At 63.8% G+C, this 18,445-nt stretch carries 16 protein-coding genes and 1 pseudogene; 6 read left to right on the top strand and 11 right to left on the bottom strand.

The features are described 5' to 3' along the window. Positions 1-1,875, bottom strand: coding sequence for an MFS transporter (locus tag K5H97_RS06945; protein ID WP_028690879.1), 1,875 nt, complete (start codon positions 1,873-1,875; stop codon positions 1-3). A 129-nt stretch (positions 1,876-2,004) separates the two neighbouring features. Continuing rightward, positions 2,005-3,144 carry a TDT family transporter gene (locus K5H97_RS06940; RefSeq protein WP_028690880.1) on the bottom strand — a complete coding sequence of 380 codons (1,140 nt, stop codon included), beginning with the start codon at positions 3,142-3,144 and terminating at the stop codon, positions 2,005-2,007. A 159-nt stretch (positions 3,145-3,303) separates the two neighbouring features. On the opposite strand from K5H97_RS06940, the gene K5H97_RS06935 reads away from it, so the two are divergent. Together K5H97_RS06935 and K5H97_RS06930 are read left to right on the top strand one after the other, a co-directional pair. Next, positions 3,304-4,494 (top strand): MFS transporter, encoded by a 1,191-nt coding sequence (locus K5H97_RS06935; protein ID WP_028690881.1) that lies wholly within the window; start codon positions 3,304-3,306, stop codon positions 4,492-4,494. Positions 4,495-4,625: 131 nt separating this feature from the next. Next, on the top strand, positions 4,626-8,102 hold the full coding sequence (locus tag K5H97_RS06930) for a hybrid sensor histidine kinase/response regulator (protein ID WP_028690882.1): 3,477 nt from the start codon (positions 4,626-4,628) through the stop codon (positions 8,100-8,102). Here K5H97_RS06930 and rmuC read toward each other — a convergent pair. Together rmuC and K5H97_RS06920 are read right to left on the bottom strand one after the other, a co-directional pair. After that, on the bottom strand, positions 8,074-9,432 hold the full coding sequence (rmuC, locus tag K5H97_RS06925; RefSeq protein ID WP_162175260.1) for a DNA recombination protein RmuC: 1,359 nt from the start codon (positions 9,430-9,432) through the stop codon (positions 8,074-8,076). The genes K5H97_RS06930 and rmuC overlap by 29 nt on opposite strands. Positions 9,433-9,679: 247 nt before the next feature. Next, the gene (locus K5H97_RS06920) at positions 9,680-10,099 is read right to left on the bottom strand and encodes a tetratricopeptide repeat protein (RefSeq protein ID WP_028690884.1); all 420 of its coding nucleotides are present in this window, start codon (positions 10,097-10,099) and stop codon (positions 9,680-9,682) included. Positions 10,100-11,041: 942 nt separating this feature from the next. Between K5H97_RS06920 and K5H97_RS06915 the strand changes: the two genes are divergently transcribed. The 3 genes from K5H97_RS06915 to K5H97_RS06905 all read left to right on the top strand — a co-directional run bounded on the left by K5H97_RS06915 (position 11,042) and on the right by K5H97_RS06905 (position 13,399). Continuing rightward, positions 11,042-11,266, top strand: a complete 225-nt coding sequence (locus tag K5H97_RS06915) for a hypothetical protein (RefSeq protein ID WP_028690885.1) — start codon at positions 11,042-11,044, stop codon at positions 11,264-11,266. Positions 11,267-11,510: 244 nt separating this feature from the next. Further along, entirely contained in the window at positions 11,511-11,993 is a 483-nt protein-coding gene (locus tag K5H97_RS06910) for a hypothetical protein (protein WP_028690886.1), read from the top strand. 143 nt (positions 11,994-12,136) lie between these two features. Then, entirely contained in the window at positions 12,137-13,399 is a 1,263-nt protein-coding gene (locus tag K5H97_RS06905) for an OmpP1/FadL family transporter (protein WP_028690887.1), read from the top strand. 42 nt (positions 13,400-13,441) lie between these two features. Here K5H97_RS06905 and K5H97_RS06900 read toward each other — a convergent pair whose 3' ends face one another. Continuing rightward, a complete protein-coding gene (locus K5H97_RS06900) occupies positions 13,442-14,371 on the bottom strand; it encodes a LysR family transcriptional regulator (RefSeq protein WP_028690888.1) in 930 nt (309 codons plus the stop codon). Positions 14,372-14,487: 116 nt separating this feature from the next. Here K5H97_RS06900 and K5H97_RS06895 point away from each other — a divergent pair, with 116 nt between their 5' ends. After that, a complete protein-coding gene (locus K5H97_RS06895; RefSeq protein ID WP_028690889.1) occupies positions 14,488-14,748 on the top strand; it encodes a DUF2798 domain-containing protein in 261 nt (86 codons plus the stop codon). A gap of 180 nt (positions 14,749-14,928) precedes the next feature. Here the strand turns inward: K5H97_RS06895 and K5H97_RS06890 are convergent, their stop codons facing one another. The 6 genes and pseudogenes from K5H97_RS06890 to K5H97_RS06870 all read right to left on the bottom strand — a co-directional run bounded on the left by K5H97_RS06890 (position 14,929) and on the right by K5H97_RS06870 (position 18,445). Next, a complete protein-coding gene (locus K5H97_RS06890) occupies positions 14,929-15,480 on the bottom strand; it encodes a glutathione peroxidase (protein ID WP_028690890.1) in 552 nt (183 codons plus the stop codon). A 46-nt stretch (positions 15,481-15,526) separates the two neighbouring features. Beyond that, positions 15,527-15,649 carry a hypothetical protein gene (locus tag K5H97_RS29555; RefSeq protein ID WP_256582037.1) on the bottom strand — a complete coding sequence of 41 codons (123 nt, stop codon included), beginning with the start codon at positions 15,647-15,649 and terminating at the stop codon, positions 15,527-15,529. After that, positions 15,646-16,848 carry an MFS transporter gene (locus K5H97_RS06885; RefSeq protein ID WP_028690891.1) on the bottom strand — a complete coding sequence of 401 codons (1,203 nt, stop codon included), beginning with the start codon at positions 16,846-16,848 and terminating at the stop codon, positions 15,646-15,648. Before K5H97_RS06885 ends, K5H97_RS29555 begins: the two co-directional genes overlap by 4 nt. Before the next feature lie 64 nt (positions 16,849-16,912). Further along, positions 16,913-17,317: a MarR family winged helix-turn-helix transcriptional regulator gene (locus tag K5H97_RS06880; RefSeq protein ID WP_028690892.1), complete on the bottom strand. Its 405-nt coding sequence runs from the start codon at positions 17,315-17,317 to the stop codon at positions 16,913-16,915. A 42-nt stretch (positions 17,318-17,359) separates the two neighbouring features. Next, positions 17,360-17,551: pseudogene (locus K5H97_RS06875) on the bottom strand (glycosyl hydrolase); the annotation flags it as partial. A gap of 159 nt (positions 17,552-17,710) precedes the next feature. Next, positions 17,711-18,445: an adenosylcobinamide-GDP ribazoletransferase gene (locus K5H97_RS06870; RefSeq protein ID WP_028690894.1), complete on the bottom strand. Its 735-nt coding sequence runs from the start codon at positions 18,443-18,445 to the stop codon at positions 17,711-17,713.

Here is an 18,445-nt window from a genome sequence, read left to right as displayed (position 1 = left end):
TTAGCGAACGTCGCCGCGCAGCAGGCTCACCTGCTCGCGCAGCGCCTCGGGCTGCGCCGCCTCCACCGGGATGGCGGCGCCGGCCACCAGGGTCACCCGCGACCACAGGCGCTTGAAGAAACCCTTGTTCGGGTCGCGACTGAAGAAACTGCCCCACAGCCCCTGCAACGCCAGCGGAATCACCGGCACCGGCGTCTCCTGCAGGATGCGGTTCACCCCGCCCTTGAACACATCGATCTCACCGTCCGAACTCAGCTTGCCTTCGGGGAAGATACACACCAGCTCGCCGTCGGCCAGGTACTGGGCGATACGGGCGAAGGCACGCTCGTAGGTGGCCTCGTCCTCGCCACGCCCGGCGATGGGGATGGCGCCGGCGGTGCGGAACACGAAATTGAGCACCGGCAAATTGTAGATCTTGTAGTACATGACGAAACGGATCGGCCGGCGGATCGCCCCACCGATCAACAGCGCATCGACGAACGACACATGGTTGCACACCAGCAGCGCCGCGCCCTCATCGGGAATGCGCTGCAGCTCGCGGTGCTCGACCCGGTACATCGAGTGGCTGAGCAGCCAGATCAGGAAGCGCATGGTGAATTCCGGCACGATGCGGAAGATGTAGGCGTTGACCGCGATATTGAGCAAAGACACCACCAGGAACAGCTGCGGGATGCTCAGCTTGGCCAGGCTCAGCAGGACGATGGTGATGATCGCCGACACCACCATGAACAGCGCGTTGAGGATGTTGTTGGCGGCAATCACCCGGGCCCGCTGGTCTTCCGGCGTGCGTGCCTGGATCAGCGCGTACAGTGGCACGATGTAGAAGCCGCCGAAGATGCCCAGGCCAACGATCGACAGCATGATCCACCAGGCCTGGCTCATGCCCAGCAACGCCAGCCAGTCATGGGGCACGACGCCGACCGGCACATCCCCCGAATGCCACCACCAAAGCAGGCCGAACAGGGTCAGGCCGAACGAGCCGAACGGCACCAGGCCGATCTCCACCTTGCGTCCGCTCAGGCGCTCGCACAGCAGCGAACCGACGGCGATGCCCACCGAGAACAGGGTTAGCACCAGAGTCACCACGGTCTCGTCGCCGTGCAGCCAGTCCTTGGCGTAGGCCGGGATCTGCGTGAGGTAGATGGCACCGACGAACCAGAACCACGAGTTGCCGACAATCGAGCGCGACACCGCCGGGGTCTGGCCAAGGCCCAGGCGCAGGGTCAGCCAGGACTGCTTGAAGATGTTCCAGTCCAGCTTCATCTGCGGCGCGGCGGCGGCGGCGCGTGGGATCCAGCGACTGGCCAGGTAGCCCAGCACCGCAGTGCCCACCACCCCGGCGGCGGCCAGCACCGCGTACTGGCTGGAGGACATCAGCATCCCGGCGCCGATGGTCCCGGCCAGGATCGCCAGGAAAGTGCCCATCTCCACCAGGCCGTTGCCGCCCACCAGTTCCTCCTCGCGCAGGGCCTGGGGCAGGATCGAGTATTTCACCGGGCCGAACAGCGCCGAGTGGGTGCCCATGGCGAACAGCGCCACCAGCATCAACTCCAGATGATGGGTGACGAAACCGGTCGCGCCGATGGCCATGATGACGATCTCGGCCAGCTTGATCGCGCGGATCAACCGGTCCTTGGCGAACTTCTCGCCGAACTGCCCGGCCAGCGCGGAGAACAGGAAGAACGGCAGGATGAACAGCAAGGCGCAGAGGTTGACCCAGATCGAGCGGTCGCCTTCCAGGCTCAGCTTGTAGAGGATCGCCAGGATCAGCGACTGCTTGAACAGGTTGTCGTTGAAGGCGCCCAGCGACTGGGTGATGAAGAACGGCAGGAAGCGCCGTTTGCCGAGCAGGGTGAATTGCGAGGGGTGACTCATCGTCCTTGTACCTGGTTGGGCTTTGTCATTGGAGGCACGTACAGCGTGATAAGCCACAAATCTGCACGGGAATGTCCATAGGCACAAGGAACTTGTAGGAGCGGGCAAGCCGCCCCTACTGGATCACCCTCAAGACTGCGCGATGCATGGCGACACAAACAGCTCGCCGCGCCAGGCCCCGCGCAGGGTCCGGCTGGCCACCAGCAGCCAGAGCAGCGCCAGCGCCACCACCAGCACCTGGCCGAACACAGTGAAGAAGCCCAACTCCAGCCAGGCAGCCAGTTTCAACGTGGCCAGGCAGTACACCCCCAGCGGGAAGGTGAACCCCCACCAGCCCAGGTTGAACGGCATGCCCTGGCGCATGTAGCGCAAGGTGATCAGCACCGCTGTCAGCAACCACCACAACCCCGCGCCCCACAGCACGATGCCGGCCACCAGGCCCAACCCGTGTGCCACCTCGCCGAGGCCGCCAAGGCCATTGGCGGCGAACACTGCAGGGGCATCGCCGCCGAGCACCAGCATGCCCAAAGCACCGGTACCGATCGGGCCTAGCGCCAGCCAACTGGAAGCGGCCATGTTCGCCGGCGGCAGTTTATGCAGGGCCATGCGCAGCATCAGGATGGTGAGGATGCTGAACGCTACCGGCAACGACACCGCCCACATCACATAGCTGGTGATTACCACCAGGAATTGCCGGTGCATATCCACCAGGTGCGGCGCCAGCAGCCCGCCGCTGGCGGCGGCGACTTCAGCAGCCACCACCGGCAGCAACCACACCGCGGTCATCTGGTCGATGCTGTGCTCCTGGCGGGTGAACATCAGGTAGGGAATGGCCACGCCGCACAGCAGCGCCAGGCCCACGTCCAGCCACCAAAGCATTTCAACCCACGGCACCACGGCCTCACCCCAGCGCGCCATGCCGAACACCAGGGCGCCGTTGAGGATGGTGGCCAGCCCCATGGGGATGGTGCCGAAGAACATCGACACGGTGGAGTGCGCGAAAATCCGCCGCGCCTCATCGAAGAACATTACCCAACGGGCGCCGTACAGGACGCAGAACAGGGTAAACAGGCCGATGGTCAGCCACCAAAGGCCCTCGGCCACGCTGTCCAACCCCGGCACCTGGACTTGATGAAAGGCCAGGGCCAGCACGCCGGTACCCATGGTCGCGGCGAACCAGTTGGGGGTGAACTGGCGGATCACTTCGCGGGGGTGGGCCAATTGGCTGAACGGGCGCCAGGAAGGCGCGCGGGTCTGGGTGCATGGCATAAGGTGTCTCCTGGCCTTGTGTAAGGTAGAGATATCTTATGCCTGCAAAGAATATCTATATAACGGGTAATTTCTCTATCTGTTATCGATTTTAAAGATATAGCAGCCAGGCCGGCACCTGGCATATGCTTGACCGCTGACAATGACAAGGATCGGTCGATGCTCCGCGCCCTTAAAGGCTACCCCGCTGCGGTTCGCCTGCTGTTGTTCACCACCTTCACCTTGACCATGGCCCGGGCGATCACCCTGCCCTATCTGGTGGTGTACCTGTCAACGCACCTGGGCCTGTCGGTCGGCCAGACCGGCCTGCTGGTCGGCGGCGCGATGCTCCTGGCATCAATGCTCAGCCTCTATGGCGGACACCTGGTCGACACCCTGCGCAGTCATACGCTGATCGTCGCCTGCACCTCGGTGTTCGCCCTGGCCTTCGTCGGCATCGTGGCCAGCACTTCGGCTGCGCTGTTCTTCTGCTTCCTGGTGGTGGCCTACCTGGCCCAGACCGTGGTCGACATTGCCGCCAAGGCCGGGTTCTGCGCCTTGCTGGCAGAGAACCGACGCGGCGAAGTATTCGCCATCAAGTACACCTTCAACAACATCGCCTGGGCCGCGGGGCCGATGCTTGGGGTGCTGCTGATCGAGGCGGACGACCACCTGCCGTTCGTGGTTTCGGCCCTGATCGGCCTCGGCCTGAGCCTGGTCTATTACCGCCTTGGCGAACGCAGCTTGCTGAGCCTGCGCGATGACCGGCCGGCAGCGGGCTTCGCCCAGGTCGCCCTGGGCATGCTGCGCGACCGGCGCCTGGTGTGCTTCACCCTGGGCGGCGTGCTCAGTGCCGTGGTGTTCGGCCAGTTCACCGCCTACCTTTCGCAGTACCTGGTGGTGACCCTGAACGATCCCGCCGAGGTGGCGCGCCTGGCCGGCTACCTGGTAACCACCAATGCCCTGGGAGTGATCGGCCTGCAATACCTGATCGGCCGACGCATCACCCGTCAGCACCTGATGCCCTGGCTGATGGCTGGCATGGCCATGTTCGCTGCCGGGTTGCTGGGGTTCTCCGTGGCTGCTTCGGCGCCGGCGTGGTGCCTGGCCATGCTGGTGTTCACCCTGGGCGAGATCATCGTGATTCCGGCCGAGTTCATGTTCATCGACCTGATTGCGCCGGAGCATCTGCGCGGGGTTTATTATGGCGCGCAGAACCTCTCCAACCTGGGCGCTGGGCTCGGGCCGATCCTGGTAGGCCTGGCACTGGGGCATGTGGTGCCGGTGACGGTGTTCTATCTGTTGATCGGGTCGGTGATGCTGGCGGCAGTGTTCTACTGGCTGGGAACACGCACCGCCCGCCGGCCTTAGTTGGCAATACCGGCCGATCGCGGGCCCTGCGACGTCCTGCCACTGCGACCATCGTCGGCGCTGACGAACCGCGCCCTGCGTGCCAGACTGATTGATCGGGACCGCGTTTTCTTTTTTGCTCCGGAGTTTGCATGTCGTTGTCCAGCGGGCTGATCGCCGTGGTCGCCCTGGCCTACATGGCCATCATGTTCGCCATCGCCTTCTATGGCGACCGCCGCAGCACGCCGTTGCCGCCGCGCCTGCGCGCCTGGGTGTACAGCCTGTCGCTGGCGGTGTACTGCACCAGTTGGACCTTCTTCGGCGCGGTCGGCCAGGCCGCCGAGCAGCTCTGGGCGTTCCTGCCCATCTACCTGGGGCCGGTGCTGTTGCTGATCTTCGCCCCCTGGGTACTGCAGAAGATGGTGCTGATCAGCAAGCAGCAGAACATCACCTCGATCGCCGACTTCATCGCCGCCCGCTATGGCAAGTCGCAGACCCTGGCGGTGGTGGTGGCACTGATCTGCCTGGTCGGGGTGCTGCCGTACATCGCCCTGCAGCTCAAGGGCATCGTGCTGGGGGTGAACCTGTTGATCGGCGCCAACGCCGATGCCACCGGCAGCCGGGTGCAGGACACCGCGCTGGTGGTATCGCTGGTGCTGGCGCTGTTCGCCATTGTCTTCGGCACCCGTAGCCTGGACGTCACCGAGCACCACCGCGGCATGGTCCTGGCGATTGCCTTCGAATCGCTCGTCAAGCTGCTGGCCTTCCTTGCCGTGGGTGTCTTCGTGGTGTTCAACCTGTATGACGGCTTCGACGACCTATTCACCCAGGCGCGGCAGTCGGTGCACCTGAGCGACTACTGGGAAGAGACCATCAACTGGCCGTCGATGGTGGTGCAGACCGCCGTGGCGATGATGGCGATCATCTGCCTGCCCCGGCAGTTCCACGTCACCGTGGTGGAAAACATCGAGCCCCAGGACATGCGCCTGGCCCGCTGGGTGTTCCCGCTGTACCTGGCCCTGGCCGCGCTGTTCGTGGTGCCCATCGCCCTGGCCGGGCAGATGCTGCTGCCGGGCACGGTGATTTCCGATTCGTTCGTGATCAGCCTGCCGCTGGCCGAGGCCCACCCGAGCCTGGCTCTGCTGGCGTTCATCGGCGGCGCCTCGGCGGCCACCGGCATGGTCATCGTCGAGGCCGTGGCGCTGTCGACCATGGTCTCCAACGACATGCTGCTGCCCTGGCTGCTGCGGCGCAACAACGCCGAGCGGCCGTTCGAGGTGTTCCGCCACTGGATGCTCTCGGTGCGCCGGGTGACCATCGTCGTCATCCTGCTGCTGGCCTACGTCAGCTACCGGCTGCTTGGCTCCACCGCGAGCCTGGCGACCATCGGCCAGATCGCCTTCGCCGCGGTGACCCAGCTGACCCCGGCGATGCTCGGCGCGCTGTACTGGAAGCAGGCCAACCGCCGCGGCGTGTTCGCGGGCCTGGCCGCCGGCATCTTCCTGTGGTTCTACACCCTGGTGCTGCCGATCGCCGCCCACAGCCTGGGCTGGTCGCTGCAGCTGTTCCCGGGGCTGGCCTGGCTGCACGGCAACCCGCTCAACCTGCCGATCACCCCGCTCACCCAGGGCGTGGTGCTGTCGCTGGCGGGCAACTTCACCCTGTTCGCCTGGGTTTCGATCCTGTCCCGCACACGGGTTTCCGAGCACTGGCAGGCTGGGCGCTTCATCGGCCAGCAGACCAGCGCCCGCCCCTCCAGCAAACCCCTGCTGGCGGTGCAGATCGACGACCTGCTCAAGCTCGCCGCGCGCTTCGTCGGCGAGGAGCGCGCCCGGCAAAGCTTCATCCGCTTCGCCTACCGCCAGGGCAAGGGCTTCAACCCCAATCAGAACGCCGATGGTGACTGGATCGAGCACACCGAACGGCTGCTGGCCGGCGTGCTCGGCACCTCCTCGACCCGCGCCGTGGTCAAGGCCGCCATCGAAGGCCGCGACATGCAGCTTGAGGATGTGGTGCGCATCGCCGACGAAGCCAGCGAGGTGCTGCAGTTCAACCGCGCGCTGCTGCAGGGCGCCATCGAGAACATCAATCAGGGGATCAGCGTGGTCGACCAGAACCTGCGCCTGGTGGCCTGGAACCGCCGCTACCTGGAGCTGTTCAACTACCCCGACGGGTTGATCAGCGTCGGCCGGCCGATCGCCGACATCATCCGCTACAACGCCGAGCGCGGTCTGTGCGGGCCGGGCGAGGCCCAGGTGCATGTGGCGCGGCGCCTGCACTGGATGCGCCAGGGCCGGGCCCACTCCTCCGAGCGGCTGTTCCCCAATGGCCGGGTGATCGAGCTGATCGGCAACCCGATGCCTGGCGGCGGCTTCGTCATGAGCTTTACCGACATCACCCCGTTCCGCGAGGCCGAACAGGCCCTGCGCGACTCCAACGAGGGCCTGGAGCAACGCGTCGCCGAGCGCACCCACGAGCTGTCGCAGCTCAACCAGGCGTTGACCGAGGCCAAGAGCCGCGCCGAGGCGGTCAGCCAGTCCAAGACCCGCTTCCTCGCCGCCGTCAGCCACGACCTGATGCAGCCGCTCAACGCTGCCCGGCTGTTCTCCGCCGCTCTGTCGCAGCAAGCCGAGGCCATGAACGACGAGGCCCGGCAACTGGTGCAGCACATGGACAGCTCGCTGCGCTCGGCCGAGGAGCTGATCAGCGACCTGCTCGATATCTCGCGACTGGAGAACGGCAAGGTCACCCCCGACATCAAGCCCTTCGCCCTCAACGAGCTGTTTGACACCCTCGGCGCCGAGTTCAAGGTGCTGGCCGCCGAGAAGGGCCTGGAGTTCCGCCTGCGCGGCAGCCGCCTGCGGGTGGACAGCGACATGAAACTGCTGCGCCGGGTGCTGCAGAACTTCCTCACCAACGCCCTGCGCTACGGCAAGAGCCCGCTGCTGCTGGGTGCGCGGCGACAAAGTGGACGCCTGTGGCTGGAGGTGTGGGACCGTGGCCCGGGCATCGCCGACGACAAGCTGCAGGTGATCTTCCAGGAGTTCAAGCGCCTGGACAGCCACCAGACCCGCGCCGAGAAAGGCCTGGGCCTGGGCCTGGCGATCGCCGACGGCCTGTGCCGGGTGCTCGGGCATCCGCTGGAGGTACGCTCCTGGCCGGGCAAGGGCAGCGTGTTCCGCGTCAGCGTGCCCATCGCCCACAGCCCCGCGCCCGCGACGCCCGCCCCCGTGGAGCAGGCCGGGCAGCCGCTGGCCGGGCTGCAGGTATTGTGCGTGGACAACGAGGACAGCATCCTGATCGGCATGAACAGCCTGCTCAGCCGTTGGGGTTGTCAGGTGTGGACCGCGCGCAACCAGGCCGAATGCGAGGCCCTGCTCGGCAAGGGCCTGCGCCCGCACCTGGCGCTGGTGGACTACCACCTGGATGACGGCGAGACCGGTACCGGGCTGATGGGCTGGCTACGAACACGCCTGGGCGAGCCAGTGCCCGGGGTGGTGATCAGCGCCGACGGGCGCAACGAGACCATCGCCCTGGTGCATGCCGCAGGCCTCGACTACCTGGCCAAGCCGGTCAAGCCGGCAGCCCTGCGCGCCCTGCTCAATCGGCATCTGAGCCTGGTTCAGTAAGCGCCTCATCGTTTAGGGCGCGCTCAATCAACTCAGCCGGCAGGCTCTTGCTGGCCCGGGCGCCGAGCAGCTTGAGCTGCTCGCTGCGGCTGACCAGGTTGCCGCGCCCCTCGCACAGCTTGTTGCGTGCCGCGGCGTAGGCCTTGTCCACCTGGGCAAGGCGTGCGCCGAGCTCGTCCAGGTCCTGAATGAAGAGCACAAACTTGTCGTACAGCCAGCCGGCGCGCTCGGCGATCTCGCGGGCGTTCTGCCCCTGGCGTTCCTGCTTCCACAGGCTGTCGATCACCCGCAGGGTGGCGAGCAAGGTGGTCGGGCTGACGATCACGATCTGTCGGTCAAAGGCCTCCTGGAACAGGTTGGGCTCGGCCTGCAGTGCCGCCGAGAAAGCCGCCTCGATGGGCACGAACAGCAGCACGAAGTCGAGGCTGTGCAAGCCCTCAAGGCGGCTGTAATCCTTGCTGGACAAGCCCTTGACGTGATTGCGCAGCGACTGTACGTGCTGTTTGAGCGCGGCTTCGTCGTTGTTGCCGACGAACTGCTGGTAGGCCGTCAGGCTGACCTTGGCATCCACCACCACCTGCTTGTCGCCCGGCAGCATGATCAGCACATCGGGCTGGAAGCGCTCGCCATCGGCGCTGCGCAGGCTGACCTGGGTCTGGTATTCGCGGCCCTTTTCGAGGCCCGCGTGCTCCAGCACCCGCTCCAGGATCAGTTCGCCCCAGTTGCCCTGGGTCTTCTGGCCCTTGAGCGCCTGGGTAAGGTTGGTGGCCTCGTCGGACAGGCGCAGGTTGAGCTGCTGCAGGCGCTCGAGTTCCTTGCCTAGGGAGAAACGCTCGCGGGCCTCCTGCTGGTAGCTTTCCTCGACGCGCTTCTCGAACGCCTGGATACGCTCCTTGAGCGGGTCGAGCAACTGGCCCAGGTGCTGCTGGCTGGTCTGGGCGAAGCGTTGCTCGCGCTCGTCGAAGATCTTGGTGGCAAGGTCGGCGAACTGCGCGCGCAGGGTGTCGCGGGCTTCCTGCAGGTCTTCGAGGCGTTGCTGATGGCTCTCCTGCTGTTCACGCAGCTCGGCTTCCAGGCGTGCAGCCTGGGCCTCGAGACGGCGCAGCTCGGCCTCGCGGTTGGCGCGCTCCAGGTGCCAGGCATGGGCGGCATCACGGGCGTTGTCGCGGTCGATCTGCAGCAGCTCCAGTTCCCTGCCCTGGGCGGCCAGCTGGGTCTGCTTGATGGTGTTGGCCTCGCTGAGGTCGCTGATCTCGTCGCGACTGGCCTCCAGCTGGGCCTGCAGGCCGGCCTGGGTCAACTGGGCGGCATTCAGGCGCTCTTCGAGCAAGGCCTGCTCGGCCTTGCGCGCCCCCTGTCCGCGCTGAACCTGCATGACCCAGCCCAGGCAGGGCACGGCGCCCGCCACCAAGCCCAGCAAAATGCTGGTCAGATCCACTGTCATGCCTACCCCGATCGAACATTGACGAATGCTGCGCAGCTTATCAGCCTGGTGACAGGGTTGCGTGGTCAGTACCCAGCAAGAGAGCACCTCAGCCATGCGCCCCCCAACAAATGGTTTTACACAGCTGCTCCGGTTAACTACCGAACCACTGGCGCAACAACCGCCGCGCCTCCTGCGAGCCCTGCCCCGCCGCCAGCTCCAGCCAATAGCGGGACTGCTCCGGCTCCTGGGCCTGGCACAACCGGCCATACTCCAGTTGGGCCCGGCGATCACCGGCGCGGGCCGCCTGGCGCAGCAGTTCATGACCGATGCGCCGGTCGCGGGCATTGCCGCAGTCGCGGCAGAGCATCTGCCCCAGGCGGCTCTGGGCCACCACCACGCCCTGGCGCGCCGGCTGCTTGAGCATGCGCCCGGCCAGGTGCTTGACGCTGGGCTTGTCCCCCAGGCGCGAGCTGTCGAGCAGCCACAGGGCCACTTTCAGGGAAAAACGCTTGGAGGAAGGCAGCGATGGCGAGGCATCAGGACTGGCGAGGTGTTTACCGCGAAGCTTCATGACCTACAGCAAGGGTGATTCGAGAGGCGCGCCACTCTACTCCTTTTTTTGTGGACTGACCTGGGCGACTTTCGGCTGATCGCCATTTTTTTCCACGATTTTTTCTTGACGTTTTCCCAAGGAAAATGCCGATGCCACCACTACCCACCGATTGTCGGACAATGGATGAAACAGCTGGCACGCCCGTCCTAGAGCAAGCGCCCGGGACAATCCACAGAACCTGTGGATAACTCGGTGGACAACCCCTTGAGGTAGCTCGCAAACCCCTGTGAAATGGGGCTTTCAGTCAAACTGACGATTTTTTCACCAGCAAAAATTAGTGTTTTTTTTCATTGACTTAAGCCCCCAGTCAAGTCATTGGCGAGCCGTCCACAGGACGTTGCAAGAGGGTTACAACTGTTCAACCGAGTGTGTACAACCGCACCAACAAATGGCATCGCGGTGCACGGAATCAGTACAGGAGGGTGGTTGGCTGAACATTTCACCCTCTTCACACCAGGCGCGATTGACGACATAATTATCGGCTTACCGCTAGAAAAGCCAAAAACTTGCCAACCCCGAAAAGTTCGTGTAGGGTTGCGCCCCGTTAGTACCCAGCTGAAGTCATTCTGGCCACTCAGTCCCTGCAGCCCAAGTGCTCGGTAACGAGCAAGCACTGCCCCATCGGGACCGGCCCATTCGATGATTCACTCGGCAAACCTTGCCCAGCACGAATCACGTTTCAGATTGATCAGGATCTTCCCCGACGCCCAGAACCCTGGTGTCGGTGTGCTGCCTGCCTTCTGTCGTACCTACCAGTCAGCCCAGCGCCCACTTATTGCATGCGCCCCTCTGGCTGCCCTGTTCCAGTCAGGTTCTGCGTCTCCTTAATAAAGACGTCACTGGAACGTTTCTATTGTGCACGGATCAAACACCGTGTCTTACGCAGGAACATCCAACAATATGAGTAACCATCAACAAATCCAGGTTGCCTTCGGCACCCTTTCCCAGGCCTTCGCCCCATTGAAGTGCCTCATCGTTGCACCACGCAAGGGCAGCTTCAGCTTCACCCTGGTCGACGAGCATGGCATCGCCTGCCACAGCGAGCGCCTCTATCCGGAGCAGTACAACCGGGCAGAACCGCTGCAAGCGGTGATCGAGCGCACCCGCCAGTCGCTGACCGCATGAATGAATGGCGGGTAATTCACGCCATGAATACGCCATGCAAAACCCAGCCTGAAGGTAATTGGCCTAATCGCCAATGGGCATATGCCCTGCGCCTTCGGGCTGCAATCGATTTAAAAACAGCCTTTTACACCACTGTTATCACACTACACTTCAACTCGAGCGGCATCTGCCGCTTCCGGCGGGCCTGACCACTCACCAGCTGCCAAGCTCCAGCGCCCGTCGGCCCTTTTCAGCAGAGGGCATCATGGGCATCGCTGCGAACGAGTTGAGTCGATATGTGATTCGGCCGACCCTGATCTACCTGGGTCGCCACAGCGACAGCGCCGAAGCTTTGTTACTGGGCGTTGCCGCGAGCCAGTCTGCGCTGGGGGCCGCCCTGCATGACCGACGTGGCCATGGGCTTTACCGGATCGGTGGGAATCGTCACCGTTGCCTGTGGGACGAATACCTTGCCCGCGACCCCGAACTGGCCAGCCTGGTGCGCGGCCTGGCCAGCCAGCACGCCTTCCTCGGCGGCCCGCACCTCGAACTCACCGTCAACCTGCGCTACGCCACCGCCATCGCCTGGATGCTGATCGAAGAGCAAGCCCTGCCCTTGCCGGCGGCCGACGATCTGCTGGGCCTGGCACGGATTTGGCGGCAGACCTTCCAGCCCCAAGGGCGCCTGCGGGACTTCACCCACGCCTGGCACCAATGTATCGAGCCAATGCTCACCCCAGCCTCCTGAGCCAACGCGTCCTACACCCAAAAAAACGGAATTTTGGTCGGATTGTCCTACAAAACCGCTCTATCTCCTGCGTTCTAGGCTATAGCGTGGAGTGGAATTTATTGGTAGCTTTCCGCCTCGGAGATCCCAAGGAGTTTCTAATAATGAAAAAAGTATTGCTCAAAACCTCTCTCGGTATTGCCGTTGCCTTCGCTTCCAGCCACTTGCTCGCCAGCGGTTTCGCGCTGAACGAACAAAGTGTCAGCGGCATGGGAACAGGTTTTGCGGGGCGTTCTTCCTCTGCCGATGATGCCAGCACCGTTTACGGAAACCCGGCAGGCATGTCACGCCTCAAACGTCAGGAAGTCACCGTGGGTGGCGCAGCCATCTTCGCCAAGTCCGATATTTCAGGCCGTGGCAGCAACTTCGGGGGGGAAACCGACGGCGACATGGTCCCGACCGTCGGCGTGCCGATGGGCTACTACGTCAAGCCGATCGATGACCACTGGGCTCTCGGTTTCGGCGTCTATGTACCCTTTGGCCTGGTGACCGACTACGGCAGCGGCGATGCCGCACGCTACTGGGGCAAGAAGAGCCATGTCGAAGTGGTGACCTTCCAGCCCACCATCAGCTATGCATTCAACGACAAGGTGTCGATAGGCTTCGGCCCGACAATCAACCGTATCAAGGGCGAGCTGGGTTCGAACATCGTCAACCGCTTCACCCCTGGCCGTAACGATGGCGAAGTGAAAATCAAGGGCGACGATACCGCGGTCGGCTACAACATCGGCATCCTGGTCCAGGCCACCGACCACACCCGCCTCGGCCTGACCTACCACTCGATGGTGGACTACAAGCTCGAAGGCAACACCAAGGTCAACAGCGTCCTGATCGGCCCGTACAGTGGCAGTAAGTTCGATGCCGAGTTGAAGATCAAGACCCCTGAGTCGGTGGACTTCTCGGTCACCCATGAGCTCGACGACCAGTGGACCCTGTACGCAGGTACCACCTTCACGCGCTGGAGCCGCCTGAAGGACATCACCGTCGACAACGAAGTGCCAGCGGCGCTGCGTGGGCAATTCGGCACCATCACCGAGGAACAAAACTGGCATGACACCTGGGCAGGCGCGGTTGGTGCGTCCTACAAGGTGAACAAGCAGTGGACACTGCGTACCGGCTTCTCGGTCGACCAGTCGCCAACCAACAACCAGGACCGTTCGCCGCGCATCCCCACGGGCGATCGCAAGATCTTCAGCCTGGGTGCCGGCTGGAGCCCCAACGACGACATGACCATCGACGTGGCCTACTCCTACTTGTGGGAGGAAGACACCAAGGTCAACCTGGCAAGCCCGACCAAGGGTACTTACCAGGCCAAGTACGAAAACAGCGCTCACGGCGTTGGTGCTTCGCTGACCTACCGCTTCTGAGTCACTGTCGCAGCATGAAGAACCGCCCTCGTGGCGGTTTTTTCATGCCTGTGCGCACCACTGCTGGCCCAGGCACTGCTGCAGGTATTCCATGAACACTCGCACCTTGGTCGTCAGTGCAAAGCGGTCAGCCAGGCACAGGTATATATCCATCGGCTCGGTCTGGGCATAGGCCTGCCCGCTGTCGCCGAATTCAAACAGCGGCACCAGCCGGCCGGCATCCAGGTGCGGGCGCACGACGAACTCGGCCAGGCGGGTAATACCACCATCATTCAGCGCCATCTGGGTTAATGCGTCGATATCATCACTGATCAGCACCCGACCGAAGCGGGCCTCGAAGCGCATACCGTCACGCATGAATCCCCAGGGCAGGAATCGGCCATCCACCGGGTAGCGGAACACTAAACAACTGTGATCGTGCAAAGCCTCTGGTGTGGCCGGCAAACCGGCCCTGGCCAGGTAGCCGGGTGCTGCGCAGCAGATGAAAGGAATACGGGCTATATGCCTAGCCAACAAGTGGTCTTCCAGCTGCGGCGTGATGCGCAGGCTCACATCGACGTCTTCGCGGGCGTGATTGACCTTGCGATCAGCCATCACCAACTCTATCGAAAGCAGCGGATAACGGGCGCTAAATGCCGGGATGAGCGGCGCCAGCACGTGCCGTCCGAAGGCCGATGTCGAGGCAATGCACAAGCGCCCCTGAGGCTCGCTTTCCGGCGTGGTGACCGCAAGCTCGGCCTGGGCAAGATCACGCTCGATATGCCGTACGCGCTCGTAGTACAGGCTGCCGGGCGGCGTCAGGGCCATGCTGCGAGTGGTGCGGGTCAGCAAGCGCACCTGCAGATGCGTCTCCAGCCGCGCCAGGTTCTGGCTAACGGCTGCGGGGCTGAGACCCAGATTGCGAGCACCGCCGGCAATGCTGCCGGCTTCGACGACCTTGATGAAACTGCGGATGGCGTTGAGCAGGTCCATGGGATGCCTGGCTGATTCGTAAGTTTCTCTTTATAAAGAACTCAGTGAACAGCGTCTACAGCGTCGCGTACAGCCCTTGTTAACCTGCACGCCCATTCATTCGAACAGAGGCCCCCATGAACGAATTGTCCTCGATCCGGAATCGTCGCAAATTGCGCGCAGGCGCCACACCCTATGTGTTCGCGTTCTACATGTCAGCGATCATGGCATTGTTGATGTGCTTCGTGATTACCGCCGCCAATGGCGGGGTCGCTGCCGACTACCTGCACAACGTACTCAAGGCGTACCAGCTGGCGATGCCCGTAGCGTTCTTCTGTGTATTGATGGTGCGACCCGTAGTCATTCGACTGGTTGCGCTGACTGTGCACCCTGAGTAAGCGAGGCGCTTATCTACTAGCTAGACAATGTCACTTCGTAGCTGGGCAAAAATAATTGCAGCTTCACCAGTTGGCTAACCAGCAGGCGCGTATCCGGGCAATTACTGGCTCAGTGAAGCCATCAACATCCTCCTGCCGAAACTGGCCTATATACCAGTTCGGATAGGCCGCTCATGGTCCTCAAGGCTGCGAAGCAATCGCCTTGTCGATCGCCGCCCTGAACGCCGGATCATCAGGCTTGGTCAGGCTGGAAAAGTTGCCGATCACCTTGCCCTTGCGGTCCACCACATACTTGTAGAAGTTCCACTTCGGCGCGCTGCTCTGCCGGGCCAGCTCGACGAACAGCGGGATCGCGTCCTTGCCGCGCACCGGCTGGGCCTTGGTCATGGTGAAGGTCACGCCGTAGTTGGCGTAGCAGACCTTGGCGGTCTTGTCGCTGTCGGCGTCTTCCTGCTTGAAGTCGTTGGACGGCACGCCGAGCATTTCCAGGCCCTGTTCGCGGTAGTCCTTATAGGTAGCTTCGAGGCCTTCGAACTGCGGGGCGAAGCCGCAGTAGCTGGCGGTGTTGATCACCACCAGCGGCTTGCCGGCGAAACGCTGGCACAGGTCGATCTGCTCCTTGCCGCGCAGCTCCGGCAGGCTGCCCTGGAGCAACGCCGGACAATCGGCTGCCCAGCTCGAAGTGGCTGCGGCCAGGGCCAGCAAAGGGAGGGTTAGCCAGCGGGCATGCATGATAGCGGTCTCCTGCACATGATTCCTTGATTGTGCAGGGTAGCGCTTAACACAGGCTCATGCCCAACTGCATCAACGCCAGCCCGCCCTTGTGCCAGCCCCACCACACCAGCGCCAGCACCAGTATCGCGGCGATCAGCAGCAAGCCACGCCCGAGCAGGCCGTTCACGCGGCCTGGGCCTGCAGGCGGGCGACCGGGCGCTCGCGCACCGGCCAGTTAAGGGCCGCGGCCAGCAGGCTGAGCAGGATCGAGATCTGCCACACCAGGTCATAGCTGCCGGTCTGGTCATAGACCACCCCACCCAGCCAGCCGCCGAGGAACGCGCCCAGCTGGTGGAACAGGAACACGATACCGCCGAGCATCGACAGGTTGCGCACGCCGAACAGCGTGGCAACGGTGCCGTTGGTCAGCGGCACCGTGGACAGCCACAGCAGGCCCATGGCAATACCGAACAGGTAGGCACTGAACTGGGTCACCGGCGCCCAGAGGAACAGCACGATGACCACGGCGCGCAGCAGGTACAAGCCGGTCAGCAGGCGCGGCTTGGACATGCGCCCGCCGAGCCAGCCGGCGGTATAGGTGCCGACGATATTGAACAGGCCGACCAGCGCCAGCACGGTGGTGCCGGTTATCGCCGGCAAGTGCTGGTCGACAAGGTAGGCCGGCAGGTGCACGCCGATGAACACCACCTGGAAGCCGCAGACGAAGAAGCCTAGCGCCAGCAACCAGAAGCCGGAGTGCGAGCAAGCTTCGCGCAGCGCCTGGCCAAGGCTCTGTTCGGCGCCATGGCTAGGCAGCGGGTTATCACGCAACAGGCCTACGAACGGCACGATCAACGCCACCATCAGGCCCAGCACCAGCAAGGCCGCCGACCAACCCAGCCACTGGATAAGGCCCAAGGTGCCGGGAAGCATGGCGAACTGGCCAAAGGAGCCGGCGGCGCTGGCGATACCCATGGCCATGCTGCGCTTTTCCGGCGGCACGGCGCGCCCGACCACCCCAAGGATCACCGAGAACGAGGTGCCGGACAGGCCGATGCCGATCAGCAGGCCGGCGCTCAGCGACAGCGACCAGGCCGAGTCGGCCATGCCCATCATCACCAGGCCAGCGGTGTAGAGGATGCCGCCGATCACCACCACCTTGGCCGCGCCCAGGCGGTCGGCCAGGGCGCCGGTAAACGGCTGGGCCAGGCCCCAGATCAGGTTCTGCAAGGCGATGGCGAAGGCGAACACCTCACGGCCCCAGCCGAACTCGGCGCTCATCGGCGCCAGGAACAGGCCGAAACCATGTCGCACCCCCAGCGACAGCGCCAGGATCAGCGCCGCCCCCAGAAGTACCCAACCGCTGCTCCGCCAAAGGGAAGTCATTGTCGTTGTCTCCAGCCCATCGCAAGGTTTATGCGGGTATATACCCGCTTTCTATCGTAGTCGTTCAGGCAAGCTGCTCCAGCAAGCGCACCAACTCGTCACGCTGGCTTTCGCCCAGCCGTTCCACCAACTGCCTCTGGGCCTGCTGCCAAGCCGGGTAGGCGGCGTCCAGGCACGCCCTGCCCGCTTCGCTCAGCAGCACCACGCGATTGCGCTGGTCGTCGCCGCCGGCAAGACGCACCAGGCCGTCGGCCTCAAGCACCTTGAGATTGCGGCCCAAGGTACTGCGCTCCAGGCCCATGGCCTCGGCCAGGCAGGTGATGCTGGGGCGGTCGAGGCGCTGCACCTGGCGCAGCAGGGAAAACTGGGCGACATTGATGCCGAAGCCGGCAAGGGCCTCGTCGTAATGTCGGCTCACCCCACGGGCGGCGCGACGCAAATGGGTACAGATGCATTCACTGGTCAGCATGGATACGTGTATATACCCGCATTATGGATGTTGCAAGAAATTTCACGGTGTCGGTTTGGGTAGCAGGCGCTGGCGGATCGGCTCGAACTCAGCCGTGGCCTTGCGCGGCAAGGGGTCCGGCGCGGCGTTCTCGATGGCTTGCCAATAGCGCCACGGCACCTTGGCCGAACCCAGCTCGTAATCCATGCCATCCCAACTGCCCTCACGGAAGCTGTAGAAGGCCCAATGCAGTTGCTGGTGGCCAGCAGACTGGCGAGCATCCAGGGGTGCATGGCAGGGGCTCTTGGTGGTTTTGAGGAGCAAACGAGGATAAGCGCAATACGTGGAATTGGTTTCCGAGATCCATGCAGGGCACATCCTGCCCCCTGTAGAGCGACACAAACCCAAGGGCTGCTAGACTAACAGCGCCAGGGTAACCACCACCGTCAGCTCCAGCAGTTCCAGCAACGCCCCAGCCGTATCCCCTGTGGTTCCGCCCAACCGACGGCACATCAGCAGACGCAGCCACACGAATACGAGCAATGCCGCCAGCAGCGGCCACAACACCGCCCAGCCTCCCAGCGCCAGGCCGACCAGCGTACAGCCCAGCAATACCCAGCCCGCACCGCGCCGGGGCAGGTGTTCGGCCAAGGCCGCGCCCAGCCCGCCCGCGCGCACGTAGGGCGTGCCGAGAAACAACCCGAGCATCGCCGCCCGCCCCACCACCGGAGCCAACACCAACAGGCCGTCAGCGCCCCGCTCGACCAGCACCCAGAGGGCGCAGAACTTCAGCAGCAATACCAGCACCAGCGTGACCACGGCAATCGGCCCGCTACGCGGGTCCTTCATGATCTGCAAGGTGCGTTCGCGATCACCGAAGCCCCCCAGCCACGCATCAGCGCTGTCGGCCAGGCCGTCCAGGTGCAGCCCGCCGCTGAGCAGCACCCACAGCGCCAGCAACAAGGCCGCGTGCAAGGGCGCCGCAGTGCCTTGCAGCAGATGGCTGGCCAGCCACAGCAACAGGCCAAACAGCAGCCCCACCAGCGGATAGCACAGCAGCGAGCGCCCCATCTCGCGGGGCTCCGGCATGCCCGGCAAGCGGACCGGCAAGCTACTGAGGAACTGCAGTGCGATCCAGAACGGCAGCAT

Source organism: Pseudomonas mosselii (genome assembly GCF_019823065.1).
Lineage (GTDB): Bacteria > Pseudomonadota > Gammaproteobacteria > Pseudomonadales > Pseudomonadaceae > Aquipseudomonas > Aquipseudomonas mosselii.
Note: the sequence above shows the minus strand (reverse complement) of the source record. Positions and strands in the feature narration are given on the sequence as shown.

Excerpts from the sequence above, each read along its gene's own strand:
- K5H97_RS06945 (WP_028690879.1), bottom strand. The coding sequence starts at position 1,875 with ATGAGTCACCCCTCGCAATTCACCCTGCTCGGCAAACGGCGCTTCCTG.
- K5H97_RS06940 (WP_028690880.1), bottom strand. The coding sequence starts at position 3,144 with ATGCCATGCACCCAGACCCGCGCGCCTTCCTGGCGCCCGTTCAGCCAA.
- K5H97_RS06935 (WP_028690881.1), top strand. The coding sequence starts at position 3,304 with ATGCTCCGCGCCCTTAAAGGCTACCCCGCTGCGGTTCGCCTGCTGTTG.
- K5H97_RS06930 (WP_028690882.1), top strand. The coding sequence starts at position 4,626 with ATGTCGTTGTCCAGCGGGCTGATCGCCGTGGTCGCCCTGGCCTACATG.
- K5H97_RS06920 (WP_028690884.1), bottom strand. The coding sequence starts at position 10,099 with ATGAAGCTTCGCGGTAAACACCTCGCCAGTCCTGATGCCTCGCCATCG.
- K5H97_RS06915 (WP_028690885.1), top strand. The coding sequence starts at position 11,042 with ATGAGTAACCATCAACAAATCCAGGTTGCCTTCGGCACCCTTTCCCAG.
- K5H97_RS06910 (WP_028690886.1), top strand. The coding sequence starts at position 11,511 with ATGGGCATCGCTGCGAACGAGTTGAGTCGATATGTGATTCGGCCGACC.
- K5H97_RS06905 (WP_028690887.1), top strand. The coding sequence starts at position 12,137 with ATGAAAAAAGTATTGCTCAAAACCTCTCTCGGTATTGCCGTTGCCTTC.
- K5H97_RS06900 (WP_028690888.1), bottom strand. The coding sequence starts at position 14,371 with ATGGACCTGCTCAACGCCATCCGCAGTTTCATCAAGGTCGTCGAAGCC.
- K5H97_RS06895 (WP_028690889.1), top strand. The coding sequence starts at position 14,488 with ATGAACGAATTGTCCTCGATCCGGAATCGTCGCAAATTGCGCGCAGGC.
- K5H97_RS06890 (WP_028690890.1), bottom strand. The coding sequence starts at position 15,480 with ATGCATGCCCGCTGGCTAACCCTCCCTTTGCTGGCCCTGGCCGCAGCC.
- K5H97_RS06885 (WP_028690891.1), bottom strand. The coding sequence starts at position 16,848 with ATGACTTCCCTTTGGCGGAGCAGCGGTTGGGTACTTCTGGGGGCGGCG.
- K5H97_RS06880 (WP_028690892.1), bottom strand. The coding sequence starts at position 17,317 with ATGCTGACCAGTGAATGCATCTGTACCCATTTGCGTCGCGCCGCCCGT.
- K5H97_RS06870 (WP_028690894.1), bottom strand. The coding sequence starts at position 18,445 with ATGCTGCCGTTCTGGATCGCACTGCAGTTCCTCAGTAGCTTGCCGGTC.